This window comes from Mesorhizobium sp. 131-2-1 (assembly GCF_016756535.1).
In the GTDB taxonomy this organism is placed as follows: Bacteria; Pseudomonadota; Alphaproteobacteria; order Rhizobiales; family Rhizobiaceae; genus Mesorhizobium.
Window position 1 is genome coordinate 2,265,762 of the sequence record NZ_AP023247.1, and the last position, 14,183, is coordinate 2,279,944.

Below are 14,183 nucleotides of genomic sequence, written 5' to 3' on the forward strand. Positions count from 1 at the left end.
CCCCGCACCGGGCAACGGACCGGAAATCGGCTCAAAACAAAAAGCGCTGGCCTTGCGGTCAGCGCTTTTTGTTTGGGGCAGGGAAGCCCTAGTTAGCGACGCAGAAGTGCTGCTCGCCATCATTGCCGGTGAAGGTGCCGGTGCGGGAATTGAAGGTGCGATAGCGGTCCGAGCAGTATTCATACCAGTCGCGCGTCCACGGCTCGGCGTAGCGGTCGGCATAGACGACGCGTGGCTGCGCATAATAGCGGCGAACCGGAGCCGGCCGCACATAGCGGTAGTCATAGTCGTCGTAGCCTGGCTCGTAATAGCTGTTGTAGCGGGGCTGCGGGTTGCTCAGCGCACCGGCGATCAGGGCGCCAGCCGCAAGGCCGACAACGCCGGCGGCGAGGGCGTCGCCATGGTCATGATGATGACGGCGCCAACGCCAGTCATCGGCATGGGCCGCCGGCAGGGAAGCCAATGTGGTCGCGGCGATGCCCGCGGACAGAATGGCGGTCTTGAGAATTCGGTTCATCGTTGGTCTCCTTCACGCCGGCCCGTGTATTTCGGGGGGATACGAACCGGCTTTAGCGAAGGTTAATAAAAGACCGTGGCTGAACGGAGGCTGAACGGAATTCGACCCGACAGGTCGATTGCAGGCGGCAAAATCATAGGCTCGGCGAGAGCGTACTCGCCTCATCAGCCTCCGTCAGATCTGTCTTCGACCGGCCTAGCCGATCGACAGGTTGACGGCCTTCGGACCCTTGCCGCGCTTATCCGGCTCGGTGTCGAATGTCACTTTCTGCCCATCCTCAAGACCGGGAAGACCCGACGCCTGCACGGCCGAAATATGGACGAAGACATCCTTCGCGCCATCGTCCGGCGTGATGAAGCCGAAGCCTTTGGCATGATTGAAGAACTTGACGGTGCCGGTCTGCGGCATGGGAAGCTCCTTTGATCCCATAAAGTCAGTCTCGGGCCGGCAAATGCCCGAGTGGAAATTTGTCCTTTATTTTAGCGCTATCGGCAAGAGAAAGTTTTTGCGCCGGGCGGCAGGCATCTATGGGGCGCTTTGCGTCCGTGGCGCTTTGCGCGCTGCGATTTGAATTATTGTTTTGGTGCAGGCTGTTAGCTCAAGTGCGCGGCACCCTTTGGATGCCTTGCGTCAGGCATGGAAAAGGCGCGACGGTAACCCGTCGCGCCTCGGAGAATTCAGCTCCGGCTCGGAAGCCGGTTCACGACCTTCGCAGCGCCCATCGCTCCTCCGCGCGGGCCGATGCTTAGGCCAACCGATCAGGCGGCGCGGAGATTGACCGCCTTCGGACCCTTGCCCATGCGGTCGGGCTCGACGTCGAAGGTGACCTTCTGGCCATCGACCAGCGTGCGCAGGCCCGAAGCCTCGATCGCCGAGATGTGGACGAACACATCCTTGGCGCCGCCGTCAGGCGTGATGAAGCCGAAGCCTTTGGTGGCGTTGAAGAACTTTACGGTGCCGGTCTGGGCCATTGGGGGAAACTCCTCTCACCCGTGTCAGTCTTAATATGGTTTGCCCGCCGCTGGCGCCTTGGGCATGTCCCGGTGGTTGCTTCGGCAGTCATGCATTGGCGCATGGTCAAACCCCCCGCCGAAAAACGGGGCCGTCAGAGATTCACATTATCGGGGAAAGGTCGTCCAAAACGTTCCGCTCTCCGGGTCGCAAATGCCCGAACACGGAATTTATCGCACGGAAACGTGATGGTTGCAAGACAGCGCCGCGGGTGGGCCCGATGGGCGCACCCGACGCAGCGCCTCGATAGACCCGGCCCCATGCCCGGTCATCGGCCAGAGCCCGGCCACGCATGGTCCAGCGGCCTCTGCCGTATGGCTGGACAGCGCCTGCGGCAGCGCCATGTCGTCCGCAAACGGGGGTTGCATTTGTCAGAGGAATGGCGAGGATCGGCAGGCGCGTTTTGCGCGGGAGCGGGGTCCATTGCACTCTGATTTGCGCATGATCTTCGGAGCCATGCGCCGGGAGGTTTTCATGAAATTTCTTGCGACGCTTTTCTCGCGACAGGGCTTTGCTCTCCTGTTCCTGTCGGCACTGCTTGCTGCCTGCACGGTGGTGGTGGACGAAGGACCGGGGCCGCGCCCGCGGCCGCCAAGGCCGGAGCCGCAATTCTGCACCAGGGAGTATGAGCCGGTCTGCGCCCGACGCGGCGGCGACCGCCAGACCTTCGCCAATGCCTGCCTTGCCGATCGGGCCGGATATCGCATCGTGCGGGATGGCCCATGCCGCGACGGTGGAGGTGGCGGCGGTGACGAGCCGACATTCTGCACCCGCGAATACGCTCCGGTCTGCGGCCGCCGCGGTGGGCAATTGCGCACCTTCCCGAATGCCTGCGAGGCCCGCGCCGCGGACTATCGCATCGTCGACGAGGGGCCGTGCTGAGAACACAAGACCTCACCGTCCCGGGCGGCGAGGTCCCTGCAATGGCAGAGCCCATCTCCTTTTGCCGAGGAGATGGGCAATTCCATCAGCGACCGGCGAAGCTCGTGCGTCTTGAAACTGCCGGCCGCATGGCTTAGGTCCGGCAAGCGGACAAACACGGCAGGTTTCCCATTAACAGAGATCAGAGAAGAGCGGCAAACGCGGGTTCCAGGTCGGGTTCGGCGAGCCCGCTCGATCCCTATGTGCAGAAGGCACTGCAACTGCATCAGACGGGGCGTCGCCAGGAAGCCGAGGCGCTCTACCGGCAGGTGCTGGCGCAGAAGCCGGACCATGCCGCGGCGCTGCATTTCCTGGGGCTTTTGCTGCATCAGACCGGCAGGAGCGACGAAGGGCTCGACCTCCTCGAACAATCGGTGACGCTGCAGCCCAAGAATGCTGATTTCCTCAACAATACGGGCACGGTCATGCGAGACCTCGGCCGCGTCGCTGCTGCCGCCGATTTCTTCCGCGGCGCGGTCGCCCTGCGGCCCGACCAGCTTGCTGCACGCGACAATCTCGGCTCGGCGCTGAAGCAGCTCGGTCAGTTAGAGGGCGCCGAAGACATCTATCGCGGCACGATCGGGCGCAACCCGTTCCATGCGCGCGCCCGTGTCGGGCTGGCCGAGACGCTACAGGAGGCGGGACGGCTGGACGAGGCGATCGCGGTGTTCCACGAGGCGCTGGCGATCCGGCCGAAGGACGCCGACCTGCTATACGGGCTGGGCGTCGGCATGATGGAGAAGGGCAAGCTGGACGAGGCCGCCGGCCTTGCCCGGCAGGCGCTGGCGATCGATCCCGCAATGGCCAGGGCCTGGCTGCTGCTGACGCAGGTCAAGCGGCAGACCGAGCGCGACGCCGAGCTCGCCGGCATGGAGGCGCAGCACGCCAAGGCGCCGCAGGGAAGCCTGGCGCGCATGCAGCTTTCCTTCGGCCTCGGCAAGGCCAATGACGACCTCAAGGACTATGCCCGCGCCTTCGACTATTTCGCCGAGGGCAACGCCATACGCCGTACCGGCATCGACTACGATGCCGCCAGAACACGCGACGAATTCGAGGCGATGAAGGCGACCTTCGACAAGGCCTTCTTTGAAAAGCACAGGCCGAGCGCCATCGCCGACGACACGCCGATCTTCGTCGTCGGCATGCCGCGTTCCGGCACCACGCTGGTCGAGCAGATCATCGCCAGCCATCCGCAGGTCTATGGCGCGGGCGAGCTCAGCATCCTGAAGACGGCGGTCGGCAAGCAGTTCCCGCTCACCATGAAGGGCGGCCTTCCGCAAGGCATCGCCGACATGGCCGACAAGGCCTTTGCCGAGGCGGGCGAGGCCTATCTCGACATGCTGCACGCCCGCTATCCGGGCTTCCGCCATGTCACCGACAAGATGCCCGGCAACTTCCTGCTGGTCGGCTTCATCCATCTGATGCTGCCGAAGGCGAAGATCATCCATTGCGCGCGCGACGCGGCGGCGACCTGCCTGTCGATCTACAAGGTGCATTTCCGCGGCGACAGCCACCGCTATGGTTACGACCTCGGCGAGCTCGCCGACTTCCACAATCTCTACACCGACATCATGGCGCATTGGCACGATGTGCTGCCGGGCGTCGTGCACGATGTGCACTATGAGGATTTCGTCGCCGACCAGGAAAGGCAGACGCGAGCGCTGATGGCGCATCTCGGCCTGCCCTGGGACGACAAGGTGCTGTCCTTCCACGAGACCGACCGTCCCGTGCGCACGGCCTCCGCCGCGCAGGTGCGCCAGCCGATGTACCAGGGCTCGGTCGACCTGTGGAAGCGCTATGGCGACAGGCTGAAGCCGCTGCTCGACAAGCTAGGCTGAACAATCAGGCCAATGCCTTGAGCTGATCGGCTTGCACCTTCTGCTCGTAGCACAGAAAGACGTTGCCATTGCCAAAGGTCTGCGATCGGCTCAGCTTGATGTCGAGCCGTTTGCCGATGCCTTCGAACATCGTCCTGCCGGAGCCGAGCACGACCGGGACGATGACGAATTGGTATTCGTCGATCAGACCTTCCTCGGCCAATTGGGCGATGAGATTGCCGCTTCCCAGGATGGTCATATGATTGCCCGGCTGCTGCTTCAGTTCCCGGAGCTTCGCGGCTGGACCGCTTTTGACCAACTCGGTGTTGTTCCAACTGGCTGTGTCGAGCGTGCGGGAAAACACGACCTTCGGCATGGAGTTCATTCGTTCGGCGACCACCGGCGCGATCTGTGCGGCCAGTGGCGTTGGCCAGAACTGGATCATCAGGTCATAGGTGACGCGGCCTAGCACCAGCATGCCGCCGCCCTTGGCATTGTTGGCGACGAAGGCGTTCCATTCCGGGTCCTGGCTGTGCGCCCAATCCATGGCGCCGTGCCCGTCGGTAAAATAGCCGTCGAGCGATATGCTGTTGAAAACGATCAGCTTGCGCATAAGTCGGTCCTATTTTTTCGAGACATCGAGACGAGTTTCGCGTTCTGCCGTTGCATCGGAATGCCCGGTCTACAGTTCAATGAACGGCTGGAAGCCGCCGAAGATCATGCGCTTGCCGTCGAAGGGCATCGTCCCCCAGTCGGGCTTGAAGCGGTCATCAGCCATCACCTTGGCCATCACCGCATCGCGGCTCTGCCTCGATTCATAGACCGCCCAGGCGAAGACGACGATCTCGTCTTCCTTGGCCTGAACGGCACGCGGAAACGAGGTCAGCTCGCCATAGGGCACATCGTCGCCGATACATTCGACATAGGCGAGCGCGCCGTGTTCCGTCCATATTGGGCCTGCGAGGTTGGCCAGCTTCTTGTAGTCGTCGAGCTTTGCCTTCGGCACGGCCAGCACGAAACCATCGACATAGGACATGGGGTTCTCCTTGGCGCGGAGCGCCTGAACTTCGTCATCCTCGGGTCTGCGCCGCGTCGCTTCGCTCCTTGCTCCGCCCGTGGATGACGAAGCGATGGGTCAAAGCTCGATGAACGTCTGGAAGCCGCCAAAGATCATGCGCTTGCCGTCGAACGGCATCGTCGGCCAATCGGCTTTCAGCCGCTCGTCGACCATTATCTTCGCCATCACTTCGTCGCGCCGTTTTCGCGACTCGTAGACAACCCATGCAAAGACGACGACCTCGTCAGCCTTGGCCTGCACGGCGCGCGGGAACGAGGTGAGCTCGCCATAAGGCACGTCGTCGCCGATGCATTCGACATAGGAGCGCGCGCCGTACTCCATCCAGATGGAGCCGGCTTGCCCAGCCATCTTCTTGTAGTCATCGAGATTTGCCTTGGGGACGGCGAGCACGAAACCATCGACATAGGACATCGCACTTCTCCTATGCCTTCTTGACCGGCGCGTTCATCGCCCACTCGACACCGAAGGGGTCGCGCATGTTGCCCCACTGGTCGCCCCAGAACATCACCTGCAGCGGCATGACGACCTGGCAGCCGGCGTCGACGGCGCGCTTCCACCAGGCCTCGATGTCGTCGCTGCCGAGATGCAGCTGCATGGTGCAGCCCTGCGGCTTCACGGGCGCCATGCCGTGCTCGGGATAGAAATCGGAGATCATCAGCGTCGAGCCGTTGATGTGGAGATGGATGTGCATGGTGCGGCCCTGCTCATCCGGCGGATAGAAGAACACCTGCTCGGCGCCAAAAGCCTTCTTGTAGAATTCGGCGGCCTTGAAGGCGCCGTCGAGCTGCAGATAGGGGGTCAATCCACCGAGCACTTTGGCGGCCGGCTGAACGGGGGTCTGGTCGGTCATTGTCTGCTCCTCTTTGCGTTTGGTCTGGCCTTGCGGACCACAGGACGGCCGAGGGGGCCGCGATCCTACACGGTCTCGGATTTTTTTCGAACCGCCGAAACCGCGCCGGGCTGGTCGCCTGTCAAATCACCTTGGCCGAGCAGGTTACCGCGCCGGCGCGTCGGCTGTTCTGCGCGTCGAAGATTTCCGGAAAGCCGATGTCCTTGCGCAGTTCGGCAGGCAGCGAAAGCAGGATGCGCTCGCTGCGGTAGCGGGCGCGCGCATCCGCGTACCGGGTTGCGATGCGACCGATGGATGACAGGACCGACATGATCAATTCTCCCTGGTTGACGCCGGCATCATCGTGTCGGCATCCCAAGGACGTGAGGCGTCCCGGCGATCCGACAGATCGCCGAGACTTTTTCGATCGGATTTTCAATCGCCCGTTTCGGCCACCGCGCGGAAGAAGCCCTCAGGGTCGTCGACCTCGGTCAGCCGGCGTTTCTCGACCAGCCAGAAGCGGTTGCCGACGGCGCGGATGAAGGCGCGGTCGTGCGAGGCGAGAACGCAGCTCGCCTGATGCGCCAGCAGTTCCGCCTCCAGCGCTTCCTGGCCGTCGATGTCGAGGTGGTTGGTCGGCTCGTCGAGCAGGTAGAAATTGGGATTGGCGAGCCTGAGCGCCAGCATCACCAGCCGCGCCCTCTGTCCGCCCGACAAAAGCCCGATCCGGCGCGCCTGCATGTCGATGCCGACGCCGGCGCCGGCGAGCAGCGAGCGGGCGCGCTGCTCGCCGATGTCGAATCTCCGCGTGAGCATCGCCAGCGGCGTGTCGTCACCGCTCATGCCCGACAGAGCCTGGTCGTTGTAGCCCAGCACCGTCGACGGCGTCACCTTCACGTTCCGCGCCGTTTCCGGCTCGGCGACGGCGTTGCGGATCAGGGTGACGAAGCGCGACTTGCCGACGCCGTTGCGGCCGAGCAGCACGATGCGGTCGCCCTGGCAGATGTTGCGCTTGCCAGTCCGGAACAGCAGCGTGCCGTCAGGTGTCTCCACCGCCGCGTCGTCCAGCGTGATCAGCACCTTGGCATGGGTGCCGCTGTTGGCGAGCCTGATCGCGCCCGCCGAGCGCTCGCGATGCGCCGGCATGGCCGCCTCTTCCAGCTTCTCCGCCCGCTGGTTGAGCTGCTTGGTCTTGACGGTCAGAAGATCGCTGCCGGAATTGATGCCGAAGTTGTTGAGCTTGGCCGCCTGGCGGCGCAACTGCTGCGCGACCTTCATGTCGCGCTCGAACTTGCGTGCCGTCGAGGCGTCCACGTCATCGAGCGCCTCGCGTGCCCGCGAATAGGGCAGCGAGAACACCGGTGACTGCTCCGGGCGCAGGAACAGCGTGCGGTTGGTGGTGGCGTCGAGGAAGGCGCGATCATGGCTGGCGATCACCACCGGCACTTCGCGCGGCAGCGCGTTCAACCAGCTCTCCAACTGGCCGATCTTCGCCAGGTCGAGATGGTTGGTCGGTTCGTCGAGGAGCAGCATATCGGGATCGGTGACCCAGGTACGGGCGATCAGCGCCAATCGCTGCCAGCCACCGCTCAAGGCGCGCATTGGCCGCTCTCGCATCGCTTCGGGCACGTCAAGGGAGTCGAGAACGACATCGACCCGCCACAGCTCGCTGTCGGCCTGCTCGGCCGGCAAGGCATCGGCCACCACCTGATGGAAGCTGCGGCCGAGAAGCGCGTCGGGGACGGACTGCTCGACATGGCCGACGCGCAGACCGCGCGACCGGGTGATGTCGCCGGAGGTGGCTTCCATTTCGCCGGTCAGGCATCTGAGCAAGGTGGACTTGCCGCGGCCATTGGCGGCGACGATGCCGAGCCGGTCGCCAGCGCCGATGGCGAGGTCGAGGTTGGAGAAGAGCGGCGCACTCATGGTGACGCCGAGGGATTTGAGGCTGATCAGGGCCATGTCGATTTCTCAGGTCTGCCGGGAACCGGCTGATGCACTTTGACGGTGCGCCGACAGGCCATCAGGCCAAGCTCAGCAGCACCACGAAGGGCAGACCAAAAATCGAAGCGGGAAAAACCCGGACCGTCCTGGTCAGCCCTGCAAGCAAGCTCGCAGGGCACAGACAGGGCCGCGCTGACGGTGGTGATCGATAAACACGCAGCCCTCCTTTCTGGACGTTCGAGTACCGGGGAATGGCTACACCAGGGGTGGGGGTGGTGGCAAGGGTGGGCTAGGAGGTGCCCCCCTTCTCCCCTTGTGGGCCTGTTGCGTAATTGGCTGGTTGTGATTCTCTGAGGGCGGAAGCCGTGGAGAGTCGCAATGGCGGTGAAGCAGACAGGTCAGTTGAGCTTGGCGGAGGCGTTTCTTGGCAGCAAGCTTCCAGGTGGCGCTTCGCCACTCGATCGGCTGTCTGGTCTGGTGAAGTGGTATCGCTTCGAGAAGCTGCTTGTCGCGCTGCGCGATGGCGGGCCGGGACGCGCGGCCTGGCCGCCGCTGGTGCTGTTCAAGGCGCTGCTGCTGCAATCGCTCTATGGGCTGTCGGATCGCGAACTGGAGGAAGCGCTGGGCGACCGGTTGTCGTTCCGCCGCTTTGTCGGGCTTGGTCTTGAGGAGAGCATCCCCGATCACACGGTGCTGTCACGCTTTCGCAATCTGCTTGTCGGCGAAGGGTTGATGGAGAAGCTGTTTGGCGAACTGGACCGACAGCTGGAGAAAGCCGGTGTGATCCTGAAGCGTGGCACGATGCTGGATGCCACGCTGATCGATGCCGTCTCGGCGCCGCCGACGCCGGAGCGGGTGTCGAAGGACGCAGACGCTCGCATAACCGCACGCAAGGGCAAGGGCGGCCTCACCTTCGGCTACAAGGCTCATGTCGGGGTGGATGAGGGATCGGGCCTGATCCGCACGGTGATCACTACACCGGCCAACGTCAACGACACAGTGCCGGCCGATCGCTTGATCTGCGGCGACGAGAAGACGGTGTGGGCGGATGCCGCCTATGACACCCATGCCCGCCGTGCCCGGCTCAAGGCTGAGGGCAAGAAGGTGCGCATTGCGCGCCGCCCCAACAAGCATCATGCGCTGCCGGCGCGGCTCAAGCATTACAATCGTCTGATCGCCAGACGGCGAGCGGCGGTGGAGACCACCTTCGCCACGCTCAAAAACCGCATGAGGCTGACCACGATCCGTTATGTCGGACTGGCCAAGGCTGCTGGTCAGGTGACGATGGCGGCGATCGCCTTCAACATGCGCCGATGGGCCGCCATCACGGGATAGGTGCGCCTAGCGACCGGCCAAAGGGCCGGACCACCACCCTTAAACCCCAAACCAGAAGCCCAATCCCAGAAGCAAAGCGAAAGCCAACCGCGAAATCGCTCCGCAAGCCTCTCCCCGCTAACTACGCAACAGGCCCCTTGTGGGAGAAGGTGTCGCCGAAGGCCACGGATGAGGGGTGCTCCAGGGAACGCCAACGTCTCACTCCGCTGGAACACCCCTCATCCGTCTCGGCGCAAAAGCGCCGATCCACCTTCTCCCACAAGGGGAGAAGGGGAGGCTCTCTACTGGCCAGGCCGCCCGGATTTGCCCGGCCGTCGCTTTTCACGACGAGCATCGGCCGGATCTTCGTAGGAACCGATGCCGGCGCGCTGACGGACAATTGGCTTGGGGTCGCGTTCCGTCGCGCCCCCCTCTGCCCTGCCGGGCAACTCTCCCACTAGGGGGGAGATCGGCTGCGGCTTCGCTGGCACTTTGCCCTCAACCGGCTTCTCGGTCCGGCGCACCGTCATCTCGTCCAGAGAGTTCTTCTTGAACAGCGGCTTGGTGGGCTCATCCGGAATGCCGAAGTCTGATCCGTGAGCCTCTTCGGCCGACTGCTTCTTGAACAGCGAGCGCGACACCGCGCCGGCCGGCGTCGGCATGTCGGTGCCCGGGCCCATGGCGTCGAGCGACGGCTTGCGGAAGAGGTTGGACCGGGCGGCTTTCGCCGCGTCTTCGGCGGCGCGTGCCTCATCGAGCTTGCGGAAACGCTCCTGCTCCTCCGCCGTACGATGTTTCGCCACGCCCTTGTTGTGCTTGCCCTTTTCGCGGCCCGAGGCGGGGCTTTGGCCTTCCACCTCGCGCGCCAGCGGATCGTCGGAGATCGCCAGTTCCATCTCGCGCAGCCGCTTGATCTCGTCGCGGATGCGGGCGGCCTTCTCGAAGTCGAGATTGGCGGCGGCGTCGCGCATCTGCTTGTCCAGCGCCTCGAGATGGGTTTTGAGATTGTTGCCCATCATCGCGCCGGCATCGTCAGTGAACTGCGAGATGTCGGCGCGGACGTGGTCCTTCTCGTAGACCGAATCCAGGATGTCGGCGATGCGCGACTTGACCGATTCCGGCGTGATGCCGTTGGCGGTGTTCCACTCCATCTGCTTCTCGCGGCGGCGGTTGGTCTCCGCCATTGCCCGCTCCATCGAGCCGGTGATCTGGTCGGCATAGAGGATGACCTTGCCGTCGACGTTGCGGGCGGCGCGGCCGATGGTCTGGATCAGCGAGGTTTCCGAGCGCAGGAAACCCTCCTTGTCGGCATCGAGGATGGCGACGAAGCCGCATTCCGGAATGTCGAGCCCCTCGCGCAACAGGTTGATGCCGACCAGCACGTCGAAGGCGCCGAGGCGCAGGTCGCGCAGGATCTCGATGCGCTCCAGCGTGTCGATGTCGGAGTGCATGTAGCGGACGCGAATGCCGTTCTCATGCAGATATTCGGTGAGGTCCTCTGCCATGCGCTTGGTGAGCACCGTGACCAGCGTGCGGTAGCCGGCCTTGGTCGTCTCGCGGATCTCGCCGACGACATCGTCGACCTGGCTCTTGGCCGGGCGCACCTCGACGGGCGGGTCGATCAGGCCGGTTGGGCGGATGACCTGCTCGGCGAAGACGCCGCCGGACTGCTCCAGTTCCCAGCCGCCGGGGGTCGCCGAAACGGCGACCGACAGCGGACGCATGGCGTCCCATTCCTCGAAGCGCAGCGGCCGGTTGTCCATGCAGGACGGCAGGCGGAAACCGTACTCGGCCAACGTCGCCTTGCGACGGAAGTCGCCGCGATACATGCCGCCGATCTGCGGCACGGTGACGTGGCTTTCGTCGATGAAGATCAGCGCGTTGTCGGGCACATATTCGAACAGCGTCGGCGGCGGATCGCCGGGCTGGCGGCCGGTCAGATAGCGCGAATAGTTCTCGATGCCGGCGCAGGAGCCGGTCGCCTCGAGCATCTCCAGGTCGAAGCGGGTGCGCTGCTCCAGGCGCTGCGCTTCCAGCAGACGGCCAGCCTTTTCAAGCTCTTGCAGCCGGTGCTTGAGCTCCTCCTTGATCGACTTGATGGCCTGATTCAAGGTCGGGCGCGGCGTCACATAGTGCGAATTGGCGTAGATCTTGACGCTCTTCAGCTCGCCGGTCTTCTGGCCGGTCAGCGGATCGAACTCGGTGATTGACTCGATCTCGTCGCCGAACAGCGAGATGCGCCAGGCGCGGTCTTCCAGGTGGGCCGGAAAGATCTCGATTGTGTCGCCGCGCACGCGGAACGAGCCGCGGACGAAATTGATGTCCTGGCGCTTATATTGCTGGGCGACGAGGTCGGCGAGCAGGGCGCGCTGGTCGAGCCGGTCGCCGATCTGCATCTGGAAGGTCATCGCCGTGTAGGTCTCGACCGAGCCGATACCGTAGATGCAGGACACCGAGGCGACGATGATGACGTCGTCGCGTTCCAGCAGCGAACGCGTTGCCGAATGGCGCATGCGGTCGATCTGCTCGTTGATCGAGGATTCCTTCTCGATATAGGTGTCGGTCCGAGGAACATAGGCCTCGGGCTGGTAGTAGTCGTAGTAGGAGACGAAATACTCGACCGCGTTCTCGGGGAAGAATTTCTTGAACTCGGCGTAGAGCTGCGCGGCCAGCGTCTTGTTCGGCGCCAGGATCAAAGCGGGGCGCTGCGTCTCCTCGATCACCTTGGCCATGGTAAAGGTCTTGCCGGAGCCGGTGACGCCGAGCAGCACCTGGGTGCGGTCGTTCTGGTCGACGCCCTCGACCAGATCCTTGATCGCCGTCGGCTGATCGCCCGCCGGCTCGAAATCCGAGACCATCTTGATGGCGATGCCGCCTTCGGATTTTTCCGGCCGAGCAGGGCGGTGCGGCGTCCAAAGCTGGCCATCCTTGTGCAGCGGATTGCCGGACTCGATCAGCGCCGACAGCGCCGCCACCGTGGCGGTGACGCCGCCCGAGGAAACCGACTCGGCGTCCTCCAGACTGATGTCGAGGCCGGCCACCGGGTTGAGGCCGGCGGCCGTGCGTTCCTTCGCCGACGCAGCACCCCCCATCGACGTACCGCGCGCCGTGCGCCCGGGCGCGGAGGAGCGCTCGGGGATCTTCTTCGGCGTTTTTGTCTTCGGCTGTTTTTCCGCTTCCAGCTCGATCTGCCCGGCCCAATCGGCGATCGAGCCGGTCAGCGGCGCGCCAGAGAATTGCGCCTGCGGCGCTTCGGCAAAGCCGCCGGGCTCGAGCGGTTCGGCGGCATCGAGGAATTCGGTCAGCGGGCTGCGCCGCTTCGGCGCGCCACGGTCGTCCTGCGCCTGCGACGGCGTTTTCTTTTCGGGGAGTTTGGCCATGGCCCGAATATGGGAGGACTCGCCCGAAATGGAAAGAGCGGAGTGACGAGGCATGCGCCCGCCACCGATGCTGCTGACAGAAGGCTGTCAGGAGCGGTGTCGGGCCCATGCCCTCAATTGAACCACAGCGCGAAGGTCAGGAAGCCGGCGCCGCCGAACTCGCGCTGGATCTGATCGAAATCCTGGCTGGTCAGGATCCTGCCGTCCTCGAAGTAGGGCGCGATGGCCGGGCCGGTGATCGACAGCACCAGATCGAATGTCTTCGGCTCGTCGAAGAAGCGCTTCATGTTGATGCCTTTGCCGGTGATGCGGAAATGCGGCAGCAGCACACGGCCCTCGAGCAGGTCCTCGGCCATATCGAGCGTGGCTAGCCAGGCCGTGACCTGTTCCTCGCCGACCTCGAGGCCGGTGAGCGGGTTTGGGCCCTTCTGCTGCGGGCCGGGCAGCCATTCGTGGTCGTTGTCGGTCTCGGCGCGGATCGCCTTCCAGTCCTCGCGCGACAGCCGGATCATCTCCAGCAGGTGGCGGCGCGCGGCCTGCCGCCGTTCCGGCTCGACCACCGGCCAATTGACGAGATGCACCAGCGAGATGAAATCGGCGAAGCGCCATTCCGAGGCAAAGATGGAGCCGCTCATGCCGCCGTCCGGCGGCACCAGCACGTCTTGCAGCGGCAGTTTCGCGCGCGGGAACAGCATGTGGAACGAGCCGTCGAACATGGTCTTGAAATCATGCGCCAGCCAGAAATCGGCCTGCGCCATCAGGAACTCGGCGTAGCCCTGCAGCCAGTAGCCATCGGCGCGATCGAAGCGGAAGGTGAGTGACGGCGCTGGCCCGTCCGGCGCGCTGCCGCGCGAGAGCGCCGCCATGATCGCGGCGGCGCTCTCGTCCGGGGCGATATTGCCGTCCTCGTTGAGATCGATGCCGAGACGAGTGAGGTCGATGACCATGCCGATATCGGCATCGGCCGGCACGGAGCCCAGGGTTGCGGCGGATTTCTCCAGCCGGTCGCGGAAAGCGACCAGTATGGCGCGGAACTCTTCGTAGGTGAGCGGCTCGGGATTGGGGTTGTCCGGCACGGGCAGCCGCATCAGCGGCAGCATGAAGGATTGCGGGCTTTCGAAACCGTGGCGATGCAGACCGTTGGCCAGGATCTCCAAAGCGGTGAAAAATTCGCCGGCGCCGGCGGCGTAGGCCGATGCCGGATCGCCGGGCGCGGCTGTCTCCAGCGCGGCCAGCGCGCTGTTGCGGTCGGCGACGGTTTTGGCCTCGAACAAGGCAGCGGAATCCGGGGCAGCGGCGCCGGTAGAGACAAGCGGCAGGAGCAGCAAGAGCGCTGATGCGGCAAGGCTCGACAATCGCTTCATGTGGTTCC

Annotated in this window: 14 protein-coding genes; 3 read left to right on the forward strand and 11 right to left on the reverse strand. The window is 64.2% G+C overall.

Features of this window, described 5'->3' with window-relative positions; translation table 11 throughout:
- Nucleotides 1–88: 88 nt before the first annotated feature.
- The 3 genes from JG743_RS11040 to JG743_RS11050 form a co-directional block, all read right to left on the reverse strand.
- The gene (locus JG743_RS11040; RefSeq protein ID WP_202300224.1) at nt 89–517 is read right to left on the reverse strand and encodes a BA14K family protein; all 429 of its coding nucleotides are present in this window, start codon (nt 515–517) and stop codon (nt 89–91) included.
- 195 nt (nt 518–712) lie between these two features.
- The gene (locus JG743_RS11045; RefSeq protein ID WP_006202521.1) at nt 713–925 is read right to left on the reverse strand and encodes a cold-shock protein; all 213 of its coding nucleotides are present in this window, start codon (nt 923–925) and stop codon (nt 713–715) included.
- Between the two features lie 350 nt (nt 926–1,275).
- Complete coding sequence (locus tag JG743_RS11050) at nt 1,276–1,488, reverse strand: cold-shock protein (protein ID WP_006202520.1); 213 nt, start codon at nt 1,486–1,488, stop codon at nt 1,276–1,278.
- 514 nt (nt 1,489–2,002) lie between these two features.
- On the opposite strand from JG743_RS11050, the gene JG743_RS11055 reads away from it, so the two are divergent.
- Both JG743_RS11055 and JG743_RS11060 read left to right on the forward strand, forming a co-directional pair.
- Nucleotides 2,003–2,410 (forward strand): Kazal-type serine protease inhibitor domain-containing protein, encoded by a 408-nt coding sequence (locus tag JG743_RS11055; RefSeq protein WP_202300225.1) that lies wholly within the window; start codon nt 2,003–2,005, stop codon nt 2,408–2,410.
- 242 nt (nt 2,411–2,652) lie between these two features.
- Entirely contained in the window at nt 2,653–4,287 is a 1,635-nt protein-coding gene (locus JG743_RS11060) for a tetratricopeptide repeat-containing sulfotransferase family protein (RefSeq protein ID WP_202300226.1), read from the forward strand.
- 4 nt (nt 4,288–4,291) lie between these two features.
- Here JG743_RS11060 and JG743_RS11065 read toward each other — a convergent pair whose 3' ends face one another.
- The 6 genes from JG743_RS11065 to JG743_RS11090 all read right to left on the reverse strand — a co-directional run bounded on the left by JG743_RS11065 (nt 4,292) and on the right by JG743_RS11090 (nt 8,135).
- Entirely contained in the window at nt 4,292–4,879 is a 588-nt protein-coding gene (locus JG743_RS11065) for a dihydrofolate reductase family protein (protein ID WP_202300227.1), read from the reverse strand.
- A 69-nt stretch (nt 4,880–4,948) separates the two neighbouring features.
- Nucleotides 4,949–5,302: a DUF1428 domain-containing protein gene (locus JG743_RS11070; RefSeq protein WP_202300228.1), complete on the reverse strand. Its 354-nt coding sequence runs from the start codon at nt 5,300–5,302 to the stop codon at nt 4,949–4,951.
- 99 nt (nt 5,303–5,401) lie between these two features.
- The gene (locus JG743_RS11075) at nt 5,402–5,755 is read right to left on the reverse strand and encodes a DUF1428 domain-containing protein (RefSeq protein ID WP_202300229.1); all 354 of its coding nucleotides are present in this window, start codon (nt 5,753–5,755) and stop codon (nt 5,402–5,404) included.
- A 10-nt stretch (nt 5,756–5,765) separates the two neighbouring features.
- A complete protein-coding gene (locus JG743_RS11080) occupies nt 5,766–6,194 on the reverse strand; it encodes a VOC family protein (protein ID WP_202300230.1) in 429 nt (142 codons plus the stop codon).
- Nucleotides 6,195–6,315: 121 nt separating this feature from the next.
- Nucleotides 6,316–6,504 (reverse strand): hypothetical protein, encoded by a 189-nt coding sequence (locus JG743_RS11085; RefSeq protein ID WP_202300231.1) that lies wholly within the window; start codon nt 6,502–6,504, stop codon nt 6,316–6,318.
- Nucleotides 6,505–6,608: 104 nt separating this feature from the next.
- Complete coding sequence (locus JG743_RS11090; RefSeq protein WP_202300232.1) at nt 6,609–8,135, reverse strand: ABC-F family ATP-binding cassette domain-containing protein; 1,527 nt, start codon at nt 8,133–8,135, stop codon at nt 6,609–6,611.
- Between the two features lie 360 nt (nt 8,136–8,495).
- Between JG743_RS11090 and JG743_RS11095 the strand changes: the two genes are divergently transcribed.
- Entirely contained in the window at nt 8,496–9,452 is a 957-nt protein-coding gene (locus tag JG743_RS11095) for an IS5 family transposase (protein WP_202292726.1), read from the forward strand.
- A 281-nt stretch (nt 9,453–9,733) separates the two neighbouring features.
- On the opposite strand, the gene uvrB is transcribed toward JG743_RS11095, so the two are convergent.
- Nucleotides 9,734–12,811 (reverse strand): excinuclease ABC subunit UvrB, encoded by a 3,078-nt coding sequence (gene uvrB, locus JG743_RS11100; protein WP_202300233.1) that lies wholly within the window; start codon nt 12,809–12,811, stop codon nt 9,734–9,736.
- A 113-nt stretch (nt 12,812–12,924) separates the two neighbouring features.
- Nucleotides 12,925–14,175, reverse strand: a complete 1,251-nt coding sequence (locus JG743_RS11105) for a hypothetical protein (protein WP_202300234.1) — start codon at nt 14,173–14,175, stop codon at nt 12,925–12,927.
- Between the last annotated feature and the right edge of the window lie 8 nt (nt 14,176–14,183).

What these genes read in the sequence shown, in the direction of transcription:
- JG743_RS11055 (WP_202300225.1), top strand. Translation starts at nt 2,003, where the DNA reads ATGAAATTTCTTGCGACGCTTTTCTCGCGACAGGGCTTTGCTCTCCTG.
- JG743_RS11105 (WP_202300234.1), bottom strand. Translation starts at nt 14,175, where the DNA reads ATGAAGCGATTGTCGAGCCTTGCCGCATCAGCGCTCTTGCTGCTCCTG.
- JG743_RS11090 (WP_202300232.1), bottom strand. Translation starts at nt 8,135, where the DNA reads ATGGCCCTGATCAGCCTCAAATCCCTCGGCGTCACCATGAGTGCGCCG.
- JG743_RS11040 (WP_202300224.1), bottom strand. Translation starts at nt 517, where the DNA reads ATGAACCGAATTCTCAAGACCGCCATTCTGTCCGCGGGCATCGCCGCG.
- JG743_RS11075 (WP_202300229.1), bottom strand. Translation starts at nt 5,755, where the DNA reads ATGTCCTATGTCGATGGTTTCGTGCTCGCCGTCCCCAAGGCAAATCTC.
- JG743_RS11065 (WP_202300227.1), bottom strand. Translation starts at nt 4,879, where the DNA reads ATGCGCAAGCTGATCGTTTTCAACAGCATATCGCTCGACGGCTATTTT.
- uvrB (WP_202300233.1), bottom strand. Translation starts at nt 12,811, where the DNA reads ATGGCCAAACTCCCCGAAAAGAAAACGCCGTCGCAGGCGCAGGACGAC.
- JG743_RS11095 (WP_202292726.1), top strand. Translation starts at nt 8,496, where the DNA reads ATGGCGGTGAAGCAGACAGGTCAGTTGAGCTTGGCGGAGGCGTTTCTT.
- JG743_RS11070 (WP_202300228.1), bottom strand. Translation starts at nt 5,302, where the DNA reads ATGTCCTATGTCGATGGTTTCGTGCTGGCCGTGCCGAAGGCAAAGCTC.
- JG743_RS11050 (WP_006202520.1), bottom strand. Translation starts at nt 1,488, where the DNA reads ATGGCCCAGACCGGCACCGTAAAGTTCTTCAACGCCACCAAAGGCTTC.
- JG743_RS11045 (WP_006202521.1), bottom strand. Translation starts at nt 925, where the DNA reads ATGCCGCAGACCGGCACCGTCAAGTTCTTCAATCATGCCAAAGGCTTC.
- JG743_RS11085 (WP_202300231.1), bottom strand. Translation starts at nt 6,504, where the DNA reads ATGTCGGTCCTGTCATCCATCGGTCGCATCGCAACCCGGTACGCGGAT.
- JG743_RS11080 (WP_202300230.1), bottom strand. Translation starts at nt 6,194, where the DNA reads ATGACCGACCAGACCCCCGTTCAGCCGGCCGCCAAAGTGCTCGGTGGA.